Here is a 25,416-nt window from a genome sequence, read left to right on the forward strand (position 1 = left end):
TGAGTAGCTGAAGGAATTGTAATGTCAGACGAAATAAAGCCATCTAATCCAGCTCTAAACGAATTACAGAAACGGATTAAGGAGTTGGAAGACGCACAAAATGCACTCGCTCAAAGTCTGGGCGGTGATAAGAGAAAAAAATACGTTCGTTTCTTCGTTGCAGCTCTCAGCAGTATTCCGTGGGTCGGCGGTTTGTTTAGTGCGTCGGCCAGCTTCAGCGCCGAGATGGGTCAAGAGAAGATCAATGATCTTCACCGCCTTTGGCTCGCTGAGCACGAAGAGAAGGCACGAGAACTGATTGCCACGTTGATGGACATTTTCGACAGATTGGATAATTTCGGGGATGAAATTCAGGGGCGAGTTGAGTCTCCAGAATTTCTGACTTTGGTACGGAAGACTTTTAAAGCGTGGGACGAAGCCGATACCGAAGAGAAAAGGCAGATGCTCAAGAAGTTGATTCTGAATGCAGGCGCAATAAAGCTTTGTTCGGACGATCTTGTACGTCTGTTCACCTCCTGGATCGAACTGTATCACGAGCTGCATTTTGCCGTCATCAAAGAGATTTATCGCGATCCTGGAATCACTCGCGGAGAAATGTGGGACGTGATTCGTGGAGCAAGACCTCGCGACGACTCAGCAGAAGCTGATCTCTTCAAACTCCTGATCCGAGATCTCAGCACCGGCGGTGTTATCAGACAAGAGAGGGAAGTTGATTCACAGGGAAGGTTTCGCCGGAAGAGACGAAGTCCCCAGTCACGGGCTGCTGCAAGCGGGGTAATGGAGACGCCGTTTGAGGAGACCAAGCCTTACGTTCTAACAGAATTGGGCAAGCAATTCATCCACTACGTTATGGAAGACGTCGCTCCTCAGTTGGGCGGAAAGCCCGCAACTGCTGTCTGATTGGGTTGACTTCCCTCTGGCAGCCCTTTATACAGACAGAGCGCACCCGTGTTATCAGCACGAACGTGCTCTTAACGACAAATCACCTCTTTGGAAACGCGACCCATGGCTGCCCCACAGTTTACCGGTGGTGAGAGGCAGGATATTACCGCCTTATGTTCCTGCTCAATCGCTCCTTCCACTTCATCGTCCAGCGTCTTGAGGAATTGGGCAGAACCGAAATCATTAACGCCCTTGACATCCAGGACGCGCTTGGACTCACTCAAGAAGTACAGCTTGGAATCAATACGACGGCACGTTCCCAAAATCAAGTCGGTTCGGCGCTCACATTGTCATTGCCACACCAAGCTTTTCGGTTTCCATCCACTTCGCTTGGGCCTGCCAACTCAGTTTCACACTGCCCTCAAGCTGCTCTTGCCGTGCCTTAACAAACGGAGCATAGTGCTTCTCAGTAATTTTGACGCTGCTGTGACCCAACAATAGCGAAACCTGATCTATCGGCACCCCAGATAGCAACAACTCTACTGCAAAGGTGTCCCGAAACATGTGAGGATGGCACCGCTTTGCCGTTCCGTCCGGTTTGGTGATCTTTGCAAAGTTCTTGAACAGGTGTCGAAGACTTCGCTGCCATCCCTTCTTAGCTGTTTCAGGATCACCGTTACCGCTCCAAAAGAAATAGCGCGGGTTGGAATTCGGTAACGCATGAAGCATCTCGACAACGTATACCGGGAGGGGAACGTAAACAGGAACTCCGGTTTTTGCGCGATACAGGAACAGCCGCCCATCGCTCCCAAGGCGTTCACGTTCCAGTGTCACAGCGTCTTTGATTGCCAGTCCTGACCAGCGCATCAGAAGAACCAAAGCCAAAAGCCGTCTCTGGCGTGAATGGAAGTCGTGGCCACCCTGCCAGTCGCCGTATGCATAAGTCGCGTCCACTATGCGTTCAAACTCTTGCCGCGTGAAATAGTCTGTCGGTACGCGCTTTTCTTCAACGCGTTTCATGCGAGCTGCCGGGTTTTTTTCTATCCAGTCATTGGCGATACAGAAATTGAAGAATCCGACTAGGCGCTCGTGCTTCCGCCGCGTCGTGTTTGGCCCATTGCCCCAGGAGGCCCGGAACTTGGTCAGCTCAGGCGTGGTCAGTTCGGTGAGCAGAATCAGGCCGCGCTGTTTGGCCCAGTTTAGCAACAATACTTCAAATAAGGTCTTGCTTTGGGCGATGGTGGTCTTTTCCAGGCAGCGCCCGTCCTCATCGGCCCGGAAGCTTGATACGGCCTCGGTAATAGTGACAGCGGGCTTAATTTGTGGCTTGGTGGGATCGGCAGCCTCATCCATCTCTCGTGCTTTGGCCTCGGCGCGTTCCCAACTGCGAGTTTTTGCCGTAACGCGGATCGGGCCTCGACCGTCCGCACTTACGCCTTGTATCCACTTGGGGCAGCGGCAGCGCCGCCAATTGATGTCCTCCCGGTGTTCGCAATTCTGCGCGTGGCGGGTATATACGGAAAGCATCTCGTCTCCTAATTTGAGAGATGCTGTTCCGACCCGAAAATCTTCGGTTGTACAAAATTTGTACAGCCCAAATTCCACTCGGTTGAAACTGTTGAAAACATTGAGTCAGAATTTGGTGGAGCTAGTCGGGATCGAACCGACGACCTCATCGTTGCGAACGATGCGCTCTCCCAGCTGAGCTATAGCCCCACATTTGCGGGAAGAAGTACTGGAATGATTTTACCAGCGCGGCGCAATTGAACAAAATGGCAGTGCCGGACCGATTTTCTGCCCCTGGCTCTTTCTGCTCTGGCTCTTCATGAGCGGACTAGTGGGTCGGCGGGTCGCGCTCCACCAGCAACATGCGCTTAATCTTGTTTCGGTCCATGCGTTCCAAGGCGCCACCAACGCGGACCACAACTTCCGTTGCGGACATCGACTCTACATCGCACACCAGAACGGTGCCATCGCGAAGCTCAACTGTGTCATGGGCCAGCGTTCCCAGTTCATAGCTCACGCTTCCGCCAGAGGCGTCGTCTGGGCTGATCTCCAGTGGAAACTTGCCTGGATTAAAACCTTCTTTACTAAACTCCAGCACGTGTTTGCCGGGCGTGACGCGCACGATCTTCGGCGTTGTCCCTGAGTCTTCTCCATCCACTTTGAGCGCAGCGCCCTGGGGAACTGAGTTGACGGTGATGCTGATGCTCCGAGGCGGCGCCTGGGCCCGCAGTTCAGGAGGCAGTGTCTGCGGAACCAGCTTGAGCGTCACTGGAACTCCAGCCGCATGGAACGTAGTCTGAAACTTGATCATTTCCCCAGGCCCTACGTTGCTGACCTGCACATAGCCCTCGCCAATGCGTACATTGGCCTTATCAAAGAGGTACAGGGAAAAGACCGCGTCAATCTTCTTGCTCCAGAGATTCTGTGCCGTAGTTTCGCATGTGTAGTTGTGCTCGCGGCCATATGCCGGGCCTTCCTTGAATTTTCCAAACACAAAGCGCAAGATCGGCTGGCCGTTTTCTGGCCAGACAACAGTTTGCCCCGGCGTCTCTTTCGCTTCAGCCGCCGCAAGGAAAAAGCCAAGCACGCACACAACCCACAATTTACAACGGACCATATTCACCTCAAAAAAACACTCAGCAAGAGCTCTGCGCTAGCTTATCGTCAATTCGTCTGATCAACCGCGCTTGCCGATCATCCGCGCCAGTAAATCAGGAAAAAAACGTTTAAGATACACCAAAGCCCGCTCTCGTTTGGCCCCAACAATAATTTCGTTCTTCTCCCGCCTCACTCCTTGCAATATTCGTCTGGCACACTCCGCGGCGGGCATGCCTTGTGAGATCCCTGGATCCATCTTGGCATGTTTGGCTCCATCGCCCCGCAATGCTGACAGGCTGATGTCAGTACGAATATAACCGGGGCAAACCATAGTCACGTGAATGCCATTCTTTTCCTCTTCCGCACGAAGAACTTCAAAAAAACCATGCAGCGCAAACTTTGAGGCGGAGTAGCCGGAGCGGAGCGGCACGCCAAACTTGCCGGCAATGCTTGAGATCACAACCATGTGTCCGCTCTTTTGCGCCAGCATGGAAGGCAGAACAGCGCGCGCCAAGGCCTCGGACGCAAAGAAATTTACTTCCATGAGTTGCCGATAAACGCTTTCGTCGGTATCGCGGGCGAAAGATCGCTGGGTAATGCCGGCATTAAGGACCAGAATATCGATGCCGTTGAAAATACCAAGCGCCAGCTGCGTTTTATCTGGCATATCCCCGGCGTTGGTCACGTCCATAGGAAGTATGCGAGTGTTGGGATCGCCGCCACAAAGAGTTTGCACGCGCTTCAGCTCATCTTCACGACGAGCAGAGAGGACCAGCTTTGCTCCCGCGTGGTGGAACGCCAGAGCCAGAGCTTCGCCGATGCCTGAAGAAGCTCCGGTGATCCATATGCGGCGGTTTCTAAAGTCCATCGCTTACTTGGCTCCTGCCAGATCGGCAGTTGCGGTAAAAAGGAACTGTACAAACTTACCAAAGCCGGCAATCTGGATTCGCTCATCATTGCCATGAATGCGCTTTAGATCTTCAAGGCTCAACACAGTCCCGATGTCATAAGCCTGCACGCCCCTGGCGCGGAGTTGGGCTGAATCGGTGGCGCCCACCTGCATAATGGGAATGGTAGGCGCGCCGGGGAAAACTTTTTGTGCAGCGCGCTCCAGCGCATGGAAGCCGTCTGTATCGAGCCCCGAAGGCGCCGTGGCTGGCCGGGCATTCGTGTTTTCCGCGTCAACAAACGTGATGGCAGGATCATTGATCAGCTTCGCCAGCGCAGCTTTGAGTGCGTCCATGTTTTCATCCGGAAGGGCGCGTACATCAAAACGGGCCTCGGCATCAGCGGGAATCACGTTGGAGCGAAAGCCGCCCTTGATGATTGTTGGAACCAGCGACGTGCGAAGCATGGAATAATACGACGGCTGTGTCTCATGAAGCTTTTGTTGCACCGCGGGATCTTCCACATGCCGGTAAAGCTGCGCTTTCTCCGGCACGCTGATGGTGGCTATCTGCTGGAAGAAGCGACGCGTGGTTTCATTCAACCGCATGGGCGCTTCCCAGCGGGAGATTTTGTCGACGGCGGCTGCCAGATGCGCGATTGGATTGTCCAACCGGGGCGCGGAGCCGTGCCCGCTGGTGCCATGAGCAACCACTGAAAAACCTCGTGGAACTTTCTGCGTGGTGGAAACCGCAACGTATTGCGTTTTACCATCTTCCTCCGGAATGTCGCCGCCTTCATTCAGCGCGTATTCGCAGGCAATCTCATTCCAGTGCTTTTCCACCAGAAAGTCGATACCGAACTGGCTAGTGCCTTCTTCACCCGCTTCAGCCAGCAGGATCACGTCCCGGTCAAGCGGAAGTTTCATGCGATGTAGCAGCAGAAAGACTTCAAGGTTCGCGGCGTCCATGGATTTGTCGTCGACCGAGCCGCGCCCATAAAGATAACCATCTTTAATTGTGGCGGCGAAGGGATCCATGGTCCATTTGTCGCGCTCGACACCCACTACGTCCAGGTGCCCCATCAACAGTAGAGGCTTCTTTTTTCCGCTGCCTTTCAGTCGCGCGACAAGGTTGCCGCGCCCAGGAGCAGACTCGAAGATCTGTGCGGTAATGCCTTCGGCGGCCAGCACGCCCTTGATGTATTCTGCCGCGCGGGTTTCATTGCCAGGAGGATTGCTGGTGTCGATCTTTACCAGTTCGCCCAGGAACTTCACCGCTTCAGTTTGGGCGGTGGTAAAGTCTGGTGATTGTTGGGCAATTGATGCCACCGAGAACAGGAGAAGCACGGAGAAAGCAAGAAAGAGGCGTGAGCACATAGCGAGCAAGCTTAGAGCTTGCGGGCAGTTTCCTGCAATAGGGATTTGAGTTTTTCCATCTCAATTGATCCCGCCGCCAACCCGCCTTGTGCCATGTCGGCTGATCCGCCACCACGACCACCAAGCTGCGCCATTGCGTCTTTCATGAGCTGTCCCATGTTGGATTTCTGGCCGGAAGTCTGTGCAAAGACCAATGTTGGCTGGCCAGCGCCGGAGGCAAGCAACGCGATGACTGCGCTCTTCCCTGCCGTGAGCTTTTGGGCCAGGAGTTTGATAAAGAGTGCATCGCGATCGGTAAAAAATTCGGTGATGACCTGCGGCGATCCCGCAGTTTGCGCCAGCAGGCGTTCGGCGTAAAGCTCCGCCAGTTCTTCCAGCAACTTGTGCTGCGCTTTCCCTGCGGCTTTGGCTTCCCCCAGTGACTTGCGGACCTGTTCCGGCATATCATATATATGATTGGAGTACAGCGCCGCAGCTTCTGTGAGCGTACTGTAATCGCGGCGGCCTGTAGATACCGCGCGCAGCCCGCAGACAAACTCCACGCGCACACCCTGTTTAACTTTTTCGATCTTCCGCAACAGGATGCTGCCGATCTGTCCTGTGGCGCGGACATGAGTGCCGCCACACGCAGTCAGATCGAAATCGGTAATGTCTATCAGGCGAAGGTCGCCGGTCTGTTTTGGTGGAAGCTTGCGAAGACCGAGTTGCCGCGCTTCTTCCAGCGGCACAAAGCGAATGCCAACCGGACGATCTTCTGCAATCACCTCATTGGCCAGGTATTCAGCTTTTTGAGCTTGAGCGGGAGAGAGACCAGACGTTTCCAGGTCAATGGTGCAGCTTTCCTCGCCCATGTGGAAGCTGACCGTTGGCATATTGAAAAGCCGTATGAATGCAGCCGAGAGCACGTGCTGACCAGAGTGTTGCTGCACATGGTCTCGCCGACGAGCATCATCGACGGTGCCATGAACTTGGGTTCCCGCAGGCAGGGACGCGGCGGCGAAGTGCAGAATCCGTCCATCTTCCTCGTCGGCAACTTCAGTAATGGCGATCTGCTTGCCCTCGGCGATCAGCGTGCCAAGATCGTGAACCTGGCCGCCGCTCGTCGGATAAAAAGCAGTGCGATCGAGCACGATGGCCGTCCTGCCATTGCTGTCGAACGCTTCGACCACGCGAGCGTCGAAGTCGTAGAGAAAAGAATCGTGGTAATAAAGGCGTTCAGTCATGAGAGCTATCAGAGGTCAGCACCGGGAACTTAGCTGCTGGCCAAAAACTATTTTAAAACAGCAAACCTCGGCGCGTGCCCCTTTCACATCGTGCACTGATTGATCTCAGGAACCTTGATAAGTGACGGGGTAATCTGATTGCCGTTCACGGTGAAGACAAGATAATGGAAAAATGAGCCGGGTGTTTTGCTCTTGAGCGGCGCTCCGGCGCCTCCGGAAACCAGATAGGTGGGCGGTTGCGCAGGATCAGTACGCGCGGGTGGCGGGGTGAATTTGTCCTTGGGACCTTGATGATTGAAATACATGTGCTCATGCCCTGAGATCACGTAGGAAATATTCTTATAGCCGGCGAAAAGATCTTTCAGGGCCTTTTTGCTGGCTTTGTCCAGCCCATCCTTCTTCTCGTACGGTTCCACGGGATGATGCATGAAGATGATGACGTGGGCCATGTTCTTGTTCGCGTCAAGATCTTCCTTAAGCAGCTTGAGCTGCGTCTTCGTGATTGCTCCAGGGGCCTGGACTTTGGTCTCGCCTTCGGCGGTGGTCACGCTCTTGGTCGCGTTGGAAGGTTCATTTTCGCTATCGAGCGCGATGAAACGGGTATTGCCATAGCTGAACGCGCCATACGTCCCAGCCATGTACTTTCTATAGAGGTCCTTCATGGTTTTGGATGGCGTTTCCTTGCTGTCATCCATTTCATGATTGCCGGGCGCGTTGAAGACCGGAACACCGGCGCGGGCGGCGATGCCCAGAAATTCCTTGTACTGGTCGTGCATGCGCTTGGGATGCTGCGGGTCTTTTCCGGAGATGGTGTCTCCAGTCCAGAGCACGAAGGCCGCGGGGGGATTCATTCTTTGTACAGCGCAAAAGATGTTTCCAGGAACAGCGGATTGAGGATCGCTGGAGTGCGCCGGACGGTTGTCGCCCGCAAGGACAAAAGTAAACTGCGTTGGATTCGCAGACTGGGAGAGAGTAGGCGTCTGGGGCAGTTGTGAGAGCACCGGCATCTGGGCCAGTGCCGCTATGGCTAACAACTGCACTATGAAAAACAGCTTTGCGAATGCATAGACAGTTTGCCGATCCATTATCTTTCCTTTCATGAAGCAACAAAGATCCAGCCGCGGATTTACGCGAACACATTGCTTGGCCGGCTATTCGCTGCCGATCTTCAACGCCGGCGCAATCACGTCAATATACTTCAGCCCTGATCCGGTGTTGAAGATCACGACTTTGTCGGTTGGCTTGAGGAACCCTTCGCGCAACAATCGCTGATACGCCGGGAGACAGGCTGCCCCTTCAGGAGAAGCAAAGAGTCCTTCTTTGCTCGCCCATTCTTGTACTCCCGCCAAAATCTCCTCGTCCGAAACTGACACCGCTGTCCCGCCGCTCTGCTTCAGGATGTCGAGAATAATGTAGTCGGCGTAAGGCTTGGGCACGCGCAATCCCGCGGCGGCAGTCTGCGCGCCCTGCCATACCTCTGCCACAGGCTTGTGTTCATTCCAGGCCTTCACCACCGGTGCGCAGCCGGAGGCCTGCACAACAATCATTTTTGGGCGTTTGTAACTGGCCGTTTTCTTGAGCCATCCGAGTTGCTCCATCTCGTCAAACGCCTTCCACATGCCGATGAGTCCCACGCCGCCGCCAGTGGGGTAGAAAATAGCGTCAGGCAGTTCCCAGTTCAGTTGTTCCGCTACTTCATAACCCATGGTCTTCTTGCCTTCAACGCGAAAAGGTTCTTTGAGCGTGGAAATATCAAACCAACCTTCAGCTTGTTTTCGCTCATTGACCATGCGCGCGCAGTCAGAGATCAGGCCGTCGATCAATGTGACGTGGGCGCCATAGGATTTGCATTCCACCAGGTTGGCCAGCGGCACGTCTTTGGGCATAAATATATGGGCTTCAATGCCCGCGGCGGCGCAGTATGCGGCAAGAGCGCTGGCGGCATTGCCTGCGGAAGGAACCGCCAGCTTCTTCAGTCCGTATTGCCGGGCCATTGTCACAGCGGCGCAGAGACCACGCGCCTTGAATGATCCCGTTGGATTGAGGCCTTCATCCTTTATATAGACGTTAGGGTACTCGCGGCTGGGCAGCATGGGCGTGAAGCCTTCGCCCAGAGTCACAGGCTTGTCGCCCGGAAGAACTTCATGGTATCGCCACATGGTGGCGGCACGACCACGAATAGAATCCGGCGTAAATTTGCCTTTCAGCGAGGCGAGGTCAAACCGCACATAAAGTGATCCGCCATCTTTGGGGCAAATGGTTTGCGGCTGCGCGCCGCTGATGTGGTCTCCGCATTTGGTGCACTCAAGGTAAGCGATTTGGGCCATGCGTGAAAGTTTAACAAAATGCGTGCTTAGTGATACCTCTTCTCGCCCGCGGGAATTTCCACCGGCAATCTGTTTCGCGCGGTGGGCAAAGGGCACGTTGCATATGGGTTATAGGCACAGGGCGGGTTGTAGGCTTTGTTGAAGTCGATTTCGACGTGTCCATCCTTCGGCGGATCAGCATCAAGAAAACGCGCGGCCTGATAGGTGTCTGTCTTACTGGTGAGATCGCGAAAAACAATAAATAGCCCGCCCGAACCATTGTCTTCAGCGTCGAGGCGATACTCCTTGCCGCCAAGAGTGAAGGCTACATAGCCGAAAAAGTAAGTCGGCCCGCGATCTCCAAGCATGTTTTCAATTTCGACCTCGCGCGGCTTGGGATAGGCAACAAAACGCGCATTGAAACGATAAGCCTCATTCACCGGATACCAGTGGAGGCCCTTGAAGTTCTTGCGCAGTTCACTATTCCTGTCTTTCACTCGAATGGCATAACGCTTGCCGCTGGCGTGTACAAAGAAAGTCAGATCGCCAATGGTGAGCCGATCTTCTTTGGAATCGGGACGAAGCTCCATGCTCTCCACTGGCTTTCCCCTCAGAGTGATCATCACACCAGGATTTATATGGATGACAGTCTTGCCCGCATGCAGTTCAAAGCGGCCGGCGCGAGCCGGAACGTAGCTATAGGGCAGCACAATGTCATTGTCGGCAGCCGAACCAAAGCTGTTTTCTCCTTCATGCAGCCACAAAAGAGCGGAAACCGTGAGCCAGCCATCATCGGCTTTCAGCGTTGCCTCATAAGACTGCCGCCACTTTTCCACCGATTGCTGGTAGGAGGAGATTTCTATCGCACTAAGACATACACTGGCAGACAGAAGTAGGCACACAATACACGAGAGCAGGCGCATGAGTTATTTCTTCTCCTCGGCTCCGGCTTCGCGCAGTGACTTGGGATCTGATAAGTTCCTGGGCGATGCTTTCTGCAGCGTATTCACCATGAGCCGCCCAGCGACTGGCGTTCCTACCCTGTGGCCAATCACAACGTCGCGCGCGGAAACTTTTCTGCCATAGACTTTTTCCGTGGCGCTGTTGTCCGGACGAAGAGTTGAACCATCGAGAGAGATGCCGGCAAAAAGTCCGCGTGAGCGCGAATAAGTAAGAATTTCAGCATGCATCAGGACGTCCGTGGCAGCCTGGGCGTCGCGGCCTTTTGGCCCGGCGGCGGCTGCGGCATCAGCGCCCAGTTTAACCTTGCTCTTCAGGATGGAATCTATGCCCTTTGGATTCACAACCAAAAGCACAAAGTCCGTGGCCTGTCCTCCGAGTTGGAAGCCGATGTTGCCGCCTTCCAGTGCAACCATCGCGGGCGGGCCCCAAGCGCCGGTAAACGTGCCTCCGCCGCGGCACGTCATGGCACCTCGGCCATAGTTTGCGCCAACGCCGAGGGCGAGTTTCTTCACTGAGGGAATCACGATCACGCATTCTGATTTGTCCAAAACGGTCTTGGGAATGTTATCTGGGATGTTCAGGATTTCCATCAGGACTTCGCCGGCATGGCGGAGGCGGTCGGCTTCATGCTGCTGGGCCTGCGCGCCGGTACAAAACAGAAGTGCTGCGACTGCGAAACTGAAAACCTTCTTCATGTCTGCTCCTCTTTCAGATAGCTTTTGAGCCCGCTGCAACTTCCCCAACAAGACTGACGGCATTTCACGATTTCAGGTTGCGACCGTTTGCGATCATATAAACTCTATCACTTCGGGAGGAGCAGATGCGGCTACAAACACGAGTCTTATGGTTTCTGCTAATGCCCGCGATTTTAGTGTCATTAGCGCAGGCCCGCGTCATACGGGTGGAGGTAACGTCGCGCACAGACTTACAGGAAGGCAAGCCGTTTGGAAGCGCCGGCGCCTATGAAAAGATCGTTGGGCGCGTGTATTTCGCCGTTGATCCCTCTAACCTGCACAACCGGCAAATTGCGGACCTGGACAAAGCTCCGCGAAACGCTCACGGTGAAGTAGAGTTTTCTGCCGATCTGTATCTGCTTAAGCCCAAAGACATGTCCAAGGGAAACCAGGCCGTCCTGTTTGAAGTTTCTAACCGCGGGGGGCGCGGGATTCTTTCCCTTGTGAATGGCCGCGACGGCGAATTTGGCGACGGCTTTCTCATGCGCCAGGGATATACGATTGCCTGGGTAGGCTGGGAATTTGACCTTTCAAGCCAGGGCGAGCGCCTGCGTCTCTCCGCGCCGATAGCGCATGAGGCGGACGGAAAAGAAATTCATGGATTGGTACGCACGGATTTCACCCCGTCAGAAAAGCGCGAGGACATGCCCCTGGGACACATTCTGCTCGGCCCAGACGGTGGCAATAGCTATCCCGTGGATGATCCGGCAAACGAGAGGAACCGATTGACTGTTCGCGATACTCCAACGGGGGACCGGACGACGATTTCACGTTCAGAGTGGAGCTTTGCGCACGTAGTGAACGGTCAGCTCACGACTGCCCCACACTATGTGCATCTGAACAGCGGATTTCTGCCCGGGAAAATTTATGAACTGGTTTATACGGCTAAAAATCCTGCTGTCGTGGGAGTGGGATTGGCCGCGGTGCGGGATTTTCTTTCTTACTTGAAATACGATCCGCAAGCTACTGCGCCGATGAAACGTGCGTATGCAGTAGGCATCTCGCAGAGCGGGCGCTTTCTCCGGCATTTTATCTATCAGGATTTCAACGCCGACGAAAAAGGCCGTCAAGTAATGGACGGCGTGATCGCACATGTGGCGGGCGCGGGGCGCGGCAGCTTCAACCATCGCTTTGCGCAGCCATCACGCGACGCTCAGCCGATGTCCAGCTTGTTCTTCCCCACTGACCTGTTCCCTTTTACTGATCTGCCAGAGGAAGATCGCTTGAACGCCTCTGCGGGTCTGCTGGATGCCGCAACGCGGTCACACACCGTTCCGAAAATTTTCTACACCAACACCTCTTACGAGTACTGGGGACGCGCGGCATCATTGATTCACACAAGCGCGGACGGCAAGACGGACGCGCCGCTGGCGCCGAACACGCGGATTTATTTTCTGGCCGGACTGGAGCATTTCACGGTGCCATTTCCGCCAGAGAATCGCGTAGGCGGAAATCCCGACTACACTGCACAGCAGAAGGCCAATCCCAATCCGATTCAATGGTACTGGCGCGCTCTGATTACAGATATGGACCAGTGGGTGAAGGATGGAAAAATACCGCCGTCAAGCACGTATCCGAAGATCGCCGAGAAGACTTTGGTGCCGCTTGCGGACTGGAAGTTCCCGAAAATTTCCGGTGTCAATACACCGCATGAGGTAAGCCTGGCGTACCACCTCGATTTCGCACTGGAAGTTTTTGGGCCGCCGCCGGGCAAAGAAGGTGACAGTAAACAGCCGCAGATCGCCTGGATCAACATAGAGCCTCCGCAAGTAGGCACTCCCTTCGCGGTACTGATGCCGCAGAGCGATGCGGACGGCAACGACTTGGGCGGCGTGCGCCTGCCAGAGCTGCAAGTGCCATTGGCCAGCTACACGGGATGGAATCTACGCAATCCCAGCATCGGCGCGCCGGACCAACGCGTGAGCTTTCTGGGGTCGTGGATTCCGTTGGCTAAGACTGCGGAAGAACGCAAGAAGTCAGGCGATCCTCGTCCATCAATTGCCGAGCGTTATGCGTCGCAAGCAGAATACATGGGCAAGTTTGAGCAGGCAGCGAAGAAGCTCATCGAGCAGCGATTCCTGCTGCAAGAAGATCTGCCGGCAATTCTGGAGCGGGGCAGGTTGGAGTGGAAAACGATTGTGGGAGATTAGTGTATGTATGGAATACGTGGGTTCCCTGGTCGGCCATCGTATCCATTCTTTGAACAAAAATACCCGCACCAACTGGAAATGGTGAGGCCGTCGTTTCTGGGTATTGTAGATGTGCCGCCGGCCACGGATGGCTATGCTCTGCGCCAGCTTTGCAGCGGCGATGAAGGCCCGTACGATGATCTGTTCCACCTGGCTTTTGCCGATGAAGGTCGATTCCAGGAAACGATCGAAAGGACATTACCTGGCGGCTTCTTTGTTGTCGAGCACTTGGCCTCACGTGAGCTTGTAGCTTCATGTGTCGCCATGCGCGGCAGTAGTTCACCCAGGCACAAGGCCGGACAACTGGGTTGGCTGGTCACTGATCCGTCACACACGCGAAAGGGCTTGGGGACAATCGTCTCCGCATCGGTGACGAACCGATTTGTGGAGGAAGGCTACGAGCGCCCATTTCTTGGAACGGAAGACTTCAGGATTGCCGCAATTTCAATTTACCTCAATCTTGGATGGCGTCCTCACATTTACCGCAACGATATGGAACCTCGCTGGCGGAGCATCTATGGCCGTCTGGGACGCGAGTTCCTGAGGGACTGATACCCAATTGATCCCTCACGATTTGTACAACAACCCTCTGTTTGCGATATGATTCGCGTCAGCCTTCCTATTACCCGCAGGAGTATTCCCGATGAAGACACTATTGAAGATGATTTTTGTTTTGGTCCTGGCGCTGTGCATTCCCGCGCTACTCGTAGCCCAGAGCAAGACGGGCGACCGCACCAAGAAGAACAGCAGCGGAAACGCGCAGAAGCCGGTAGCAAACTCAGACAAGAAAACGTCTGACGATGCCGACAAAGAAGCCAAGTCCACCACGCCGACCAAGCTTGAGGACAACAAGTCCAAAGACCCGCTGGAGAACGTGAAATTCCGCAATCTGGGTCCTGCAGTCGGCGGCGGCCGCGTGACATCTGTCGTCGGGATTCCCGGTAAGCCCAACGTGTATTACGTTGGCGCGGCGGGCGGCGGCGTTTTTATGACGCAGGATGGCGGTCTTTCCTGGAAGGCGATCTTTGAGAAAGAACCCACGGCTTCCATCGGGGCGATTGCGATCGCGCCTTCCAACCCGAACCTGATCTGGGTAGGCACGGGCGAGAAAAATATCCGCAATGACGTGATTACCGGCAAGGGCGTGTTCTTCTCTCCTGACGCGGGCACCACATGGAAGCATATGGGGCTGCGCGATGCCGGACAAATTTCGAACATCGCGATAGATCCGCGCGATCCGAACACAGTTTTCGTCGGCGTGCTGGGTCATGCGTGGGGACCAAATGCCGATCGCGGCGTCTTCCGCACTACAGATGGCGGCAAGACCTGGCAGAAAGTTTTGTTCATCGACGAAGATACAGGCGCAAGCTCGCTGATTATGGATCCCGGCAATCCCATGGTGCTGTTTGCGGGAATGTGGCGCGTGCGGCGTTATCCGTGGGCTCTTGAATCAGGTGGAACCAGCGGCGGCATTTTCCGGTCGACCGACGGAGGCAATACTTGGAAGAAGCTGACAGAAGGCTTGCCGACAGAACCTACAGGCCGCATCGGGCTGGGCGCGGCGCCGAGCAATCCCCGGCACGTATATGCGCTGGTGGAAAACAAGAAAGGTACGCTCTATGACACCAATGATCTGGGCGACCACTGGAAGATGGTGAGCAACAATCACAACCTGGCAGCGCGCGGATTTTATTTCAGCGAACTGATGGTCGCGCCGAATGACGAGAGCAAAGTGTACTTCATGTCATTCAACGTCATGCTTTCTGAAGATGGCGGTAAAACGGCGCGCAACACCACGCCGCGTGTGCATGTTGACCATCACGCGTTATGGATCGATCCGGAAAATCCCAATCGCATCATCAACGGCAATGACGGCGGTGTTTATATAAGCGGTGACGCAGGAAAAATGTGGCGCTACCTGGATAACCTGCCGATCGAGCAGTTCTACTCCGTAGCGGACGACGATGAGACGCCTTATAACCTGTGCGGCGGCTTGCAGGACAATAACGGCTGGTGCGGCCCATCGAACAGCCTGAGCCGCGGCGGCATCAGCGGCTTTGAGTGGTACACGGTGACCGGCGGCGACGGCGAATATGTTGTCCCGGCGCGCGGCAAAGGCACGCACGTGGTTTATACGGATTCGCAAAACGGATCGATCCAGCGCGTGAGCAATGAAACGGGCATGTCGAACTTTATCCGGCCGTATCTGCAAGGCGTGCAGTCCATGAAGCCGTCCGATTTGAAATACCGTTTTAACTGGACGTCACCTATTGCGGTCTCCATGACCAACCCGAACGAAGTTTATCTGGGCGGCAACGTTTTGTTCCATTCTACTGATGGAGGCAAGACCTGGAATCCCATCAGCCCGGATCTCACACGGAATGACAAGACCAAGCAGCAAAGTAGTGGCGGGCCAATTTGGTTTGATCTGAGCGGCGCAGAAACAGTCGGCGCGATTCTTTCCATGTCGATTTCGCCGGTCGATCCCAAAACAATCTGGGTTGGCACCGACGACGGCCTGGCCCAGGTAACGCGTGATGGCGGACAAAACTGGACGAACGCCACTGCCAATATCGCGAACCTGCCGCAGTGGGGCAGACTGCAACAAGTCGAGGCTTCGCCCAATGACGCCAATACGGCTTATATCGCTGTGGATTTCCACGAGGTGGAAAACAACAAGCCATACGTTTACAAGACGCATGACGGCGGCAAGACGTGGACTTCAATCGCAGCCGGGTTGCCGCAGGACGATCCCGCGCGTGTGATCCGCGAAGACCCGAACAAGAAAGGCTTCCTGGTCCTGGGCACAGACACCAGCCTGTTCTATTCGAGCGACGATGGCGCGCACTGGACGCAGATCAAGAGCAACTTCCCCACTGCTTCAGTCTATGACATTAAGTTCATCAAGAAGTCACACGATCTGGTGGTTGCGACGCATGGGCGCGGTCTGTTTGTAATGGATGACATCACTCCGCTGGAAGAAAGCGGCGCGGAGTTGGCGCGGAGCGACTTCCACCTGTTTCCGCTGTCTCCTGCCGTGAACTGGCACAACTGGAGCAAGCACGGTTTTGCCAGCGGCGGATATGTTGCCCCCAATCCAATGAGTGGCGCAGTGATTACCTACTGGCTGCCAAATGAAATAAAAGAAAATGCCGGCGGGCCGTCGCGGCGCAGACCGAATGGCGAGACGGCGGTAAAGATCACCGTGACTGACAGCAGCGGACAGGTTGTCCGCACAATGTATGGGCCAACAAAGTACGGCCTCAATCGAGTGGCGTGGAACCTGCGTTATGACGGGCCAAAGAAGCTGAATTTCCTGCCACCGCCGGAAGGGCTGAACGACCAGGATTTCTTCTTTGATCCTAGCATTGGGCCAAACGCGCTGCCGGGCACATACAAAGTTGCGGTAACGGTGCACGGCAAAACTGAAACGCAGACAGTCGATGTCCAAACCGATCCGCGTTTCAAATTTGACGCTGAAGGCATGCGCGCACAGCTAAAGCTGGGACTTGAACTTCGCGATGAAGTCTCCGCGTTGCATGAGGCCCTGAACCGGCTCAACGGACTGCACAAGCAGATCACCAGCCTGCAAGAGCTTCTGGCTAGCGATGAAGGACAGGAAGGCGGCGCGAACGGCACCGCAACCAACGCTAGCTACAAACCAGTATTGGAGGAGGCGAAGGCGCTGGACAAGAAAATTGCATCCATCCAGGAGCCGCTCTACAACAATGACATTCAGCCCGGCAGCCAGGATGATATCCACTATCTGCAACGCTTCCAGAACCGCCTGCAAGGGGTCATGCGCGGCGTAATGGGTGGGCCAGGAGAAGCACCGAGCCCGTTGCTGGTGACGGAAGCGGCCGAGGTCCGCAAAGAACTGGAAACTCAACTGGCGCAGGTGAACACGTTCCTGACCACCGAAGTCACCGCTTTCAACAAGAACGCAGCGGAGCATGGTTCCAGCACGCTGTTTGCGGGCGGCCCGATCCAGATCAAGCCGGGTGCAGGGGCGGCATCGAGCGCCAGCACCGGCAATCAGGACGAAGAGCAGGACGATCAGGACTAGCGCGGTTTGACGCGATTCCAGGGGCGCGGCCCGCAAGGGCCGCGCATTTTTTCGATTTGCCAGTAAAGTACGCAGGAATTGGCCTAATCATTCGGAGAAACACGCGCCTTCGATGAAGCTGGCTAACGAAGGCAGCTCCTGCGCGTCTAAACGAGTTTCACCACACAAACCCAGCGCGTCAGAAAAAGCCCGACCCCAAAGAACCTCAAGGAGCAATCAAGTGAGCGTACTACGCAGCATTTTGGCAAGCCTCGTCTGTTTTATCGCATTGAACGGTTACGCCCAGACTGCCGAGGAACTGGTGGCGAAAAATCTGCAAGCCAAGGGCGGAGTGGAGAAGATCAAGGCGATTAAATCACTCCGCATGATCGGTGATTTTGATGCTGGAGGTTTTAAGGCCACCGTGGGAGAACTAAGCAAGCGCCCGGACATGGTGAAAGAAACCTTTACCCTCCAGGGAATGACCCAGATTCAGGCATATGACGGGTCGAGCGGCTGGCAGATCTCGCCGTTTGGCGGCCGCAAGGACCCGGAGATGCTGGGTGAGGACGACGTCCGCGGGCTGGCCGAGGACGCTGATTTTGACGGACCGCTGGTGGACGCCGCGGCCAAAGGCAACAAGATCGAATATATGGGCCACGACCAGGTGGATGGCGATGACGCATACAAATTGAAAGTCACGCTGAAGAACGGCGACGTCTTTTACTACTTCCTGGATCCGGACACATACATTGAGATCCAGATTGAAAAGCAGCAGTTCATCCGCGGCTCAGTGCGTGAAAGCATAACCATGCTGGGATCGTACAAGCCGGTGAATGGCGTAATGTATCCGTTTTTCATTGAGAGCGGGCCCAAGAACAGTCCGGAACGTCGCGGAAAAATCACGGTAACCAGGATGGAAGCGAATGTGCCCATTGAGGACCTCGAGTTCAAGATGCCCGCGGCTCCTGCCGCTTCGCCGGCCACCAAGCCAGCACCGAAACAAAAATGAGCGCTTACTTTTACTGTAACGATATATTGAGAGGAATTTCATAATGATGATTGCCCGCTATCGCCTGTCCCTTGTGCGCTCGATCGCTGTGCTTATTCTCTTGTGTGCGTTCTGCATGATGGCCGCGGCCCAGACGCCCGCGCCGGTGAGATACGATTCCGGCACCATCTCCGGATTGGCGGCAAGAAACATTGGCTCAGCCACCATGGGCGGACGGATTTCCGCCATTGAGGCCGTGGATGAAAACGGCAAGATCACCGTCTTTGTGGGATCAGCCAGTGGAGGCGTATGGAAGTCCATCAATGGCGCCACAACTTTCAAACCGGTGTTTGACCGTGAACCTGTACAGTCGATTGGAGCCGTGGCCATTGATCCTTCCAATCATAAAAATGTCTGGGTGGGAACGGGCGAAACCTGGACCAGAAACAGCGTTTCCATTGGCAACGGGATTTACAAATCGACCGATGGCGGCGAGAACTGGACCAACATGGGATTGAAAGACTCAGAACGCATCGCGCGCATCCTGGTTGATCCCAAAGACAGCAACACGGTTTACGCTTGCGCCACCGGTCACTTGTGGAATGACAATGATGAGCGTGGCGTCTATAGGACCACGGATGGCGGCGCGAATTGGAAAAAAGTTCTGGCCGGCGCCAATGGCTCGACCGGCTGCGGGATGCTGACTTCCAATTCGCAGGAGCCGAAAACGATTTACGCGTCCATGTGGGACTTCCGCCGCCAGGGATGGACATTTCGCTCTGGTGGTCCGGGCAGCGGATTGTTCAAGAGCACAGATGGTGGAGACCACTGGACGGAAATCGCACCCAGCAACAGCCAGGGACTACCGGAAAAGCCCTACGGAAGAATTGCGCTGGCAGTAGCTCCGTCCAAGCCAAACGTTGTTTACGCCATGATCGAATCAAAGCAGAGCGCGCTGTACCGCTCAGACGATGCGGGCAAAAGCTGGAAAAAGATGGATGCCAGCCAGTACATGGTGTGGCGGCCCTTTTATTTTGCCAACCTGATTGTCGACCCCAAGAATGAAAACAAGGTCTTTAAGGTAGACCTGCTGCTGCTGGTCAGCGTGGATGGCGGACGCAGCTTCAGTTCAACAGCAAACACGCACAGCGACAACCACGCCGTGTGGATTGACCCAAGCAATACCAACCTGGTTTATGACGGTGATGACGGCGGATTCTGGAGCAGCACTGACGGCGGCACCCGTTGGGCACGCGCATGGAACCTGCCAACCGCGCAGTTCTATCACGTAAGCGTTGACAATGCGAACCCATACCACGTTTACGGTGGACTGCAGGACAACAGCACATGGGTGGGAGATTCATCCTACCCTGGCGGCATCAGCAATTCGCGCTGGGAAAACGTTTATGGCGGCGACGGCTTCTGGGCATTTGAAGACCCGTCTGATCCGGACTACATCTACGCGGAGTCGCAGGGCGGAGAAATCGGAAGAGTCAATCGGCACACGTTGAGCGGTCAGGGCATCAAGCCCCAGCCGCAATACAACGAAAAGAAGCTGCGCTTCAACTGGAACACGCCGATCCACATGAGCCCGAATGAAAAAGGGACAATCTATATTGGCGCGCAGTTCCTCTTCCGCTCGCGTGACCACGGCGTTTCATGGGAACGCATTTCACCTGACCTTTCCACCAACGATCCGGAGAAGCAGAAGCAGGAGGAGTCCGGCGGCATTACCGTGGACAACTCTGCGGCTGAGATGCACACGTCAATCTATTCAATCAGCGAGTCGCCAAAAAATGGCCAGTTGATCTGGGTGGGCACCGACGACGGCAACCTGCAGATTACGCGCGATGGCGGAAAGCACTGGACGAACGTGGTGGACAAAGTCCCGAACCTGGGCAAGAACTCATGGGTATCCACGGTGACTGCCAGCCGATTCAATGAAGGCACCGCATATGCCACGTTTGATCGCCACACGTTTGGCGACATGAAGCCCTACCTTTACAAGACAACCGACTTCGGCAATACGTGGACTCCGCTCGTGAACGACGCCAGCGGCGTAACTGGATATGCGCACGTCATTACGGAAGACACAGTCGACTCCAATCTGCTATTCCTGGGAACCGAGTTTGGCTTGTGGATCTCCATTGATGGAGGCAAGCAGTGGGCGCAATACAAGGGCAGCGGATTCCCTGCCGTGGCAGTGCGCGACATTGTGGTTCAGCCCCGCGAATCTGATCTGGTATTGGCCACGCACGGGCGCGGCATATGGATCATTGATGACATTTCATCGTTGCGTGCTCTCACGCCGGATTTGATGGCCCAAGACGCTGTCCTGTTGGATTCCACCAGTGTTCAGTACCTGACTTCCAACGGCGGCTGGCCGGAAGGCGATGCCACATTCTCCGGTCAAAGCCGCACACAGGACGCTTTCATCACCTACTACCAGAAGACCCGGCATATTTTTGGCGACATGAAGATTGAAATTATCGATCCGGACGGAAAGGTGATGGATACCGTTGCGGGCAGCAAGCATCGCGGCATCAATCGGGCAACATGGTCAATGCGGTTGAAACCGCCAACCGTTCCGCCCGCAGCCAGCGCTGCATTCGGCGCTTCTACGGGACCGCGCGTCCTGCCGGGAACCTACACCGTAAAAATGACCAAGGGCGATAAGGTTTACACGTCAAAGCTCAAACTGGTGCTGGATCCGCGCGCGCCCTATAACGAACAGGACCGCCGCCAGCAATTTGATCTGGTGATGAAACTTTACAACATGATGGGACGCATGAGCTTTGCCGTGGATTCCATGGTGAACCTGCGCGATGCTGCCAATGCACGCGCAGCTAAATTGCCGGCCAATGACCCCTTGCGCAAGAATGTGCAGGAGCTATCGCAACAGGCTGATGCATTGCGCTCCAAGATTGTGGCAACCAAGGAAGGCGGCGCAATCACGGGTGAAGAGCGAATCCGCGAATACGTGACAAACGTTTACAGCGACGTGAACAGCTATGACGGCAAGCCCACCAATTCGCAAATCGAGCGGACCGATGGGCTGGGCCGAGAATTGGATGACGTTATTAAAGAATTAGATCAACTTACAACCAGACAGCTGCCGGCCATCAATTCTGGACTGCAAAAGAAGAAGCTGGAGCCCATCCAGCCTCTGACGCAGCAGCAATGGGAGAAAATGCACCAGGGAAACACTGGCTCGCAGCCGGGAATGATGGGGATGCGAGACCGCGACTAGCGACGATGCCAAGAGGAGGAGTTCCGTCACGGAGCTCCTCTTTTTTAAGAGCCTGCCTTGTCAACTCCCGCATCATAATTGAGCGCTTCCAGACCGAGAAAGTGCGCGCCTTCACCCAATTCTTCTTCAATCCGCAATAGCTGGTTATATTTGGCGATGCGGTCCGTGCGCGACGCCGACCCGGTTTTGATCTGTCCAGCGCCGGTAGCCACTGCAAGATCGGCGATAAACGTATCTTCGGTTTCGCCGGAGCGGTGCGAAATCACCGCTGTGAATGCATTGCGCCGTGCCATGTCGATGGCATCCAGCGTCTCACTAACGCTGCCGATCTGATTTACCTTGATCAGGATGGAATTCGCAACGCCTTCCTCAATGCCGCGGTTTAGCCGCTCCGTATTGGTGACGAAAATGTCATCGCCGACCAGTTGGATGTGGTCGCCCAGTTCATCCGTCATCAGCCGCCAGCCCGTCCAGTCGTCTTCCGCCAAACCGTCTTCAATGGAAACGATGGGATACTGCCGCGCCCAGTCAGCCCAGAAAGCCACCATCTCTTCCGACGACTTAACCGATTTATCTGACTTCTTGAAAACGTATTTGCCTGTTCCTTTATCAAAGAATTCGCTGGCCGCAGGATCCAGCGCGATGGAGACATCCACGCCGGCGCGGAATCCCGCTTGCTGCATGGCTTCAAGGATCAACTCAATGGCCTCTACATTGGCCTTGAGTGATGGAGCAAACCCGCCTTCATCGCCGACAGCGGTGTTGTACCCGCGTTTCTTCAGGACAGACTTGAGCGTGTGAAAAACTTCTGCGCCCCATTGCAGCGCTTCAGAAAAAGTCTCCGCGCCCACAGGCATCGCCATGAATTCCTGGAAATCAACGTTGCTGTCAGCGTGTGCGCCGCCATTGAGTATGTTCATCATAGGGACAGGCAAAACGCTGGCGCTAACGCCGCCCAGATAGCGATAGAGTGGCGTCTTCATGGCATTGGCGCTGGCGCGCGCGCAGGCCATGGATACCGCAAGGATGGAATTTGCCCCCATCTTCGCTTTATTAGGCGTGCCATCGAGTTCAATCATCGTGTCATCGACGCGGCGCTGGTCAGAGGCGTCGAGGCCTTGAAGTGCATCCGCGATCTTTACGTTGACGTTCTCCACCGCGTTTTGCACGCCTTTTCCAAGGTAGCGATGCTGGTCGCCGTCGCGAAGTTCTACCGCCTCGTGCTCCCCCGTGGAAGCGCCGCTGGGAACGGCGGCACGGCCAATTGACCCGTCACCAAGAGTAACCTCGGCTTCTACTGTTGGATTGCCGCGTGAATCCAGAATCTCACGCGCGTGTACGTCAACAATGCCTGTATCCATGAATGAATCCCTCAAAGAGCCAGAATTATAAATGACAGAAAAATTTGCGGCACGCTCGATCATCGCGCGACTGCGCTTCACGCGTTTGCCCGACTTCTGTTATGGTGAAAGTTTACTTCAGGAGATCATTCCCATGACAATTCAGCAGCAGCCCAACATCCGCCTGGTCAACGCGCCCGATTACCGCGATACCTACGCCAACTCAATACAAATCCGCGTCAGCGTGTGGGACTTTCTGCTGGTTTTTGGCCGCTTGCAGCCTGTGACGGCGCAAGAGGTCGAAGTGCAGAATTTTCAGGGCATCTACCTGAGTCCGCAACAGGCCAAGGCGTTGTTGACCATCCTGGAGCAGAATGTACGCCAGTATGAAGGCACGTTCGGCGAAATCAAGCTCGATCCCAATATCACGGCGCAGCAAAGCCAAATCAACTAGCGCAGCTTCCTGTGAGAATCTTAGCCATTGATCACGCCACGAACTAACGAACTGCCGGAATTCTCGTTCCGGCGTCTTTACCCGCTGATCTTTGTCATCATTTTTTTGCTGCACGCTCCGCTTTTGCGGCTTCCCTTTTTCTGGGACGAAGCCGGCTTCTATGTTCCTGCCGCTTACGATCTGGCGCATTCTCACAGTGTGATCGCCAAGACCACGCTTGATACAGGACATCCGCCACTCTCCGCGGCATATCTTGCGTTGTGGTTCACTATCAGCGGCTGGAAACCCGCTATAGCGCGCGTGGCCATGCTGCTGCTTGCCGCCTTTGCGCTGACTAATGTCTTTCTGCTCACGCGCAAGCTTGTTGGTACTGGCGTTGCTGTGGCCACGACTATCGCCACCGCCGTTTACCCGATCTTTTTTGTGCAGAGCTCTTTGACGCACGCCGATCTTATGGCTGCTGCATTCACGCTTTGGGGAATCCGGCTTCATATCGAAGATCGAATATGGCCCAGTCAGCTTGCATTTTGCCTGGCTGTCTTGAGCAAAGAGACTGCGGCGATCACGCCGCTTGCCTTTGCGCTTTGGGAAATCTTGTCTCGTCGCGATGACAGCGGTCGAAGCCGCTTCCAGCGCGCTGCGATTGCACTCATTCCAGTTCTTCCCTTGCTGGGCTGGCTGGCTTATCACCATCATGCCACCGGAAGATTTTTTGGCAATGCCGATTTCTATCAGTACAACGTGACCCAGACACTCAGCCCGCTGCGGTTTGTTTTAGCGCTGGTGCAACGCGTCTGGCATCTCTTTGGCACCATGAACATGTTGGCGCTTACCGCAGCCACGGCGGTCGCAATGTTCTTTCCGCCGGTTATTGATTCAACCGGCGATTCCACCGTCGTGCGTCCGCGCATCGCCGTACCGGTACAACTCCAGTTCGGATTGATCATGCTGGCGCATCTACTCGCGTTTTCATTGCTTGGCGGTGCGCTGCTTACTCGCTATTTATTGCCCGTTTATCCGCTGGTAATCATGCTCGGCATGTCAACTCTGCACCGGCGCATCAGTCGATGGGAATGGCCGGCAGCCTTGATGGTGATTGTCTTCGTGCTGGGATTATTTTTCGATCCGCCTTACCGCTTTGCGCCGGAAGACAACCTAACTTACAAAGACTTCGTCGATCTCCACTTTAAGGCTGCAAAGTTTCTGGAAGAGCACGAGCAGAATTCCACAATCCTCACCGCTTGGCCGGCCACCGACGAACTTACTCGTCCCTACCTGGGCTACGTGAAGCAATCATTTCCATTTGTTCAAGTACAGGATTTTACCGTTGAGGAAATAATCAAAGCGCGGCAGATGCGGCCAAAATATCAGGTGGCCTATTTATTTTCCACCAAAGTTGACGTGCCGCCGTTCATCCGTTCAGAACGATGGGAGAGACTCAACCGGCGTTTCTTCGGCTCTCATGTCGATGTGTCTCCAGAGTTAGCTGCGGAATTCCTTCACGGAAAAATCGTGTTTCTGGCGCGAAGCAAAGCCGAGTGGGTGGCAATTCTGGAGATGGACCAGCCATCTTCGGTGGCATCAGCCGCTGAGTAAGACCTTGATCGACACAAAACCGATGCAGCGGTGAAACTACCTCATCCGAATATCGCAGCAGCTCTCGCAGCAGAGCCACACGAACAAGCACAGCCTCCCGGAAGAAAGGCTGCTTGCATCAATAGCTATGAAAGTATCCTGGCAACCACCGCAGGTATGTTTGCGTTGTACCAGAAATAAGCAAACACCAGTCCCACCGACTCAATCACCCGAAACCGCCACTGCCGTTTCATGACCCTTTACCTCTCCCGCTTCTTAGCCTCTGGCCTCAACTTCCACACGTGCATGGGCAAAAGGCTGTTTCTCAATGGGGGAGAGAACTCGCATCTTTTTCCAGTCGTAAGCAAACTCGGTACCACAGTCGAGACACACCACATACGTTCCGGTGAGCGTGGCGGCCTCGCAGCGGCGCTGTCCAGGCTTGCTGGTCTGGGGAAAGCTGATTCGTTTATGCCAGCATCCGAACAAAGCGTCAAAAATCTTCACAAACTCCTCCCGGCTGTTGCATCAAGCTATTCACTCTTACAGCCTCGCGTCTACCTGGGGTCGTCTTCAGGATCATCAAGCCCTTCAGGC

Annotated in this window: 20 protein-coding genes and 1 tRNA gene; 8 read left to right on the top strand and 13 right to left on the bottom strand. The window is 55.0% G+C overall.

Translation table 11 applies throughout. From position 1 onward, the window contains the following. Positions 1 to 21 precede the first annotated feature (21 nt). On the top strand, positions 22 to 900 hold the full coding sequence (locus LAO76_02325; GenBank protein ID MBZ5489750.1) for a hypothetical protein: 879 nt from the start codon (positions 22 to 24) through the stop codon (positions 898 to 900). 71 nt (positions 901 to 971) lie between these two features. Here LAO76_02325 and LAO76_02330 read toward each other — a convergent pair whose 3' ends face one another. From LAO76_02330 to LAO76_02380, 11 genes are all read right to left on the bottom strand, one after another. Beyond that, positions 972 to 1,166, bottom strand: a complete 195-nt coding sequence (locus LAO76_02330) for a hypothetical protein (GenBank protein MBZ5489751.1) — start codon at positions 1,164 to 1,166, stop codon at positions 972 to 974. A gap of 58 nt (positions 1,167 to 1,224) precedes the next feature. Then, entirely contained in the window at positions 1,225 to 2,409 is a 1,185-nt protein-coding gene (locus tag LAO76_02335) for a site-specific integrase (protein MBZ5489752.1), read from the bottom strand. Between the two features lie 113 nt (positions 2,410 to 2,522). Beyond that, a tRNA-Ala gene (locus LAO76_02340) sits at positions 2,523 to 2,598 on the bottom strand. Between the two features lie 118 nt (positions 2,599 to 2,716). Beyond that, positions 2,717 to 3,505, bottom strand: a complete 789-nt coding sequence (locus LAO76_02345; GenBank protein MBZ5489753.1) for a PEGA domain-containing protein — start codon at positions 3,503 to 3,505, stop codon at positions 2,717 to 2,719. 60 nt (positions 3,506 to 3,565) lie between these two features. Then, positions 3,566 to 4,354 (bottom strand): SDR family oxidoreductase, encoded by a 789-nt coding sequence (locus LAO76_02350; GenBank protein ID MBZ5489754.1) that lies wholly within the window; start codon positions 4,352 to 4,354, stop codon positions 3,566 to 3,568. Positions 4,355 to 4,357: 3 nt separating this feature from the next. After that, complete coding sequence (locus tag LAO76_02355; GenBank protein MBZ5489755.1) at positions 4,358 to 5,749, bottom strand: M20/M25/M40 family metallo-hydrolase; 1,392 nt, start codon at positions 5,747 to 5,749, stop codon at positions 4,358 to 4,360. Between the two features lie 11 nt (positions 5,750 to 5,760). Continuing rightward, entirely contained in the window at positions 5,761 to 6,972 is a 1,212-nt protein-coding gene (locus LAO76_02360; GenBank protein MBZ5489756.1) for an alanyl-tRNA editing protein, read from the bottom strand. Positions 6,973 to 7,055: 83 nt separating this feature from the next. Continuing rightward, positions 7,056 to 8,057, bottom strand: a complete 1,002-nt coding sequence (locus tag LAO76_02365) for a metallophosphoesterase (GenBank protein ID MBZ5489757.1) — start codon at positions 8,055 to 8,057, stop codon at positions 7,056 to 7,058. 66 nt (positions 8,058 to 8,123) lie between these two features. Beyond that, on the bottom strand, positions 8,124 to 9,299 hold the full coding sequence (locus LAO76_02370) for a threonine synthase (protein MBZ5489758.1): 1,176 nt from the start codon (positions 9,297 to 9,299) through the stop codon (positions 8,124 to 8,126). A gap of 26 nt (positions 9,300 to 9,325) precedes the next feature. Beyond that, positions 9,326 to 10,201, bottom strand: a complete 876-nt coding sequence (locus LAO76_02375; GenBank protein ID MBZ5489759.1) for a DUF1684 domain-containing protein — start codon at positions 10,199 to 10,201, stop codon at positions 9,326 to 9,328. Between the two features lie 3 nt (positions 10,202 to 10,204). Beyond that, a complete protein-coding gene (locus tag LAO76_02380; protein MBZ5489760.1) occupies positions 10,205 to 10,936 on the bottom strand; it encodes a lipid-binding SYLF domain-containing protein in 732 nt (243 codons plus the stop codon). A 200-nt stretch (positions 10,937 to 11,136) separates the two neighbouring features. Here LAO76_02380 and LAO76_02385 point away from each other — a divergent pair, with 200 nt between their 5' ends. From LAO76_02385 to LAO76_02405, 5 genes are all read left to right on the top strand, one after another. Then, the gene (locus tag LAO76_02385; GenBank protein MBZ5489761.1) at positions 11,137 to 13,125 is read left to right on the top strand and encodes a hypothetical protein; all 1,989 of its coding nucleotides are present in this window, start codon (positions 11,137 to 11,139) and stop codon (positions 13,123 to 13,125) included. Positions 13,126 to 13,128: 3 nt separating this feature from the next. Then, complete coding sequence (locus tag LAO76_02390; GenBank protein MBZ5489762.1) at positions 13,129 to 13,716, top strand: GNAT family N-acetyltransferase; 588 nt, start codon at positions 13,129 to 13,131, stop codon at positions 13,714 to 13,716. Positions 13,717 to 13,807: 91 nt separating this feature from the next. Next, positions 13,808 to 17,230 (top strand): hypothetical protein, encoded by a 3,423-nt coding sequence (locus LAO76_02395; protein ID MBZ5489763.1) that lies wholly within the window; start codon positions 13,808 to 13,810, stop codon positions 17,228 to 17,230. A gap of 220 nt (positions 17,231 to 17,450) precedes the next feature. Further along, a complete protein-coding gene (locus LAO76_02400) occupies positions 17,451 to 18,221 on the top strand; it encodes a hypothetical protein (GenBank protein MBZ5489764.1) in 771 nt (256 codons plus the stop codon). 43 nt (positions 18,222 to 18,264) lie between these two features. Further along, positions 18,265 to 21,450 (top strand): sialidase, encoded by a 3,186-nt coding sequence (locus LAO76_02405; GenBank protein ID MBZ5489765.1) that lies wholly within the window; start codon positions 18,265 to 18,267, stop codon positions 21,448 to 21,450. Between the two features lie 44 nt (positions 21,451 to 21,494). On the opposite strand, the gene eno is transcribed toward LAO76_02405, so the two are convergent. Beyond that, positions 21,495 to 22,811: a phosphopyruvate hydratase gene (gene eno / locus LAO76_02410; GenBank protein ID MBZ5489766.1), complete on the bottom strand. Its 1,317-nt coding sequence runs from the start codon at positions 22,809 to 22,811 to the stop codon at positions 21,495 to 21,497. A gap of 133 nt (positions 22,812 to 22,944) precedes the next feature. On the opposite strand from eno, the gene LAO76_02415 reads away from it, so the two are divergent. Together LAO76_02415 and LAO76_02420 are read left to right on the top strand one after the other, a co-directional pair. Next, positions 22,945 to 23,244 (top strand): DUF3467 domain-containing protein, encoded by a 300-nt coding sequence (locus tag LAO76_02415; GenBank protein MBZ5489767.1) that lies wholly within the window; start codon positions 22,945 to 22,947, stop codon positions 23,242 to 23,244. Positions 23,245 to 23,271: 27 nt separating this feature from the next. Then, a complete protein-coding gene (locus LAO76_02420) occupies positions 23,272 to 24,840 on the top strand; it encodes a glycosyltransferase family 39 protein (protein ID MBZ5489768.1) in 1,569 nt (522 codons plus the stop codon). A gap of 255 nt (positions 24,841 to 25,095) precedes the next feature. Here LAO76_02420 and LAO76_02425 read toward each other — a convergent pair whose 3' ends face one another. Continuing rightward, entirely contained in the window at positions 25,096 to 25,326 is a 231-nt protein-coding gene (locus LAO76_02425; protein MBZ5489769.1) for a hypothetical protein, read from the bottom strand. Positions 25,327 to 25,416: the final 90 nt, after the last annotated feature.

It is taken from the genome of Terriglobia bacterium (assembly GCA_020072645.1).
Lineage (GTDB): Bacteria > Acidobacteriota > Terriglobia > Terriglobales > Acidobacteriaceae > Angelobacter.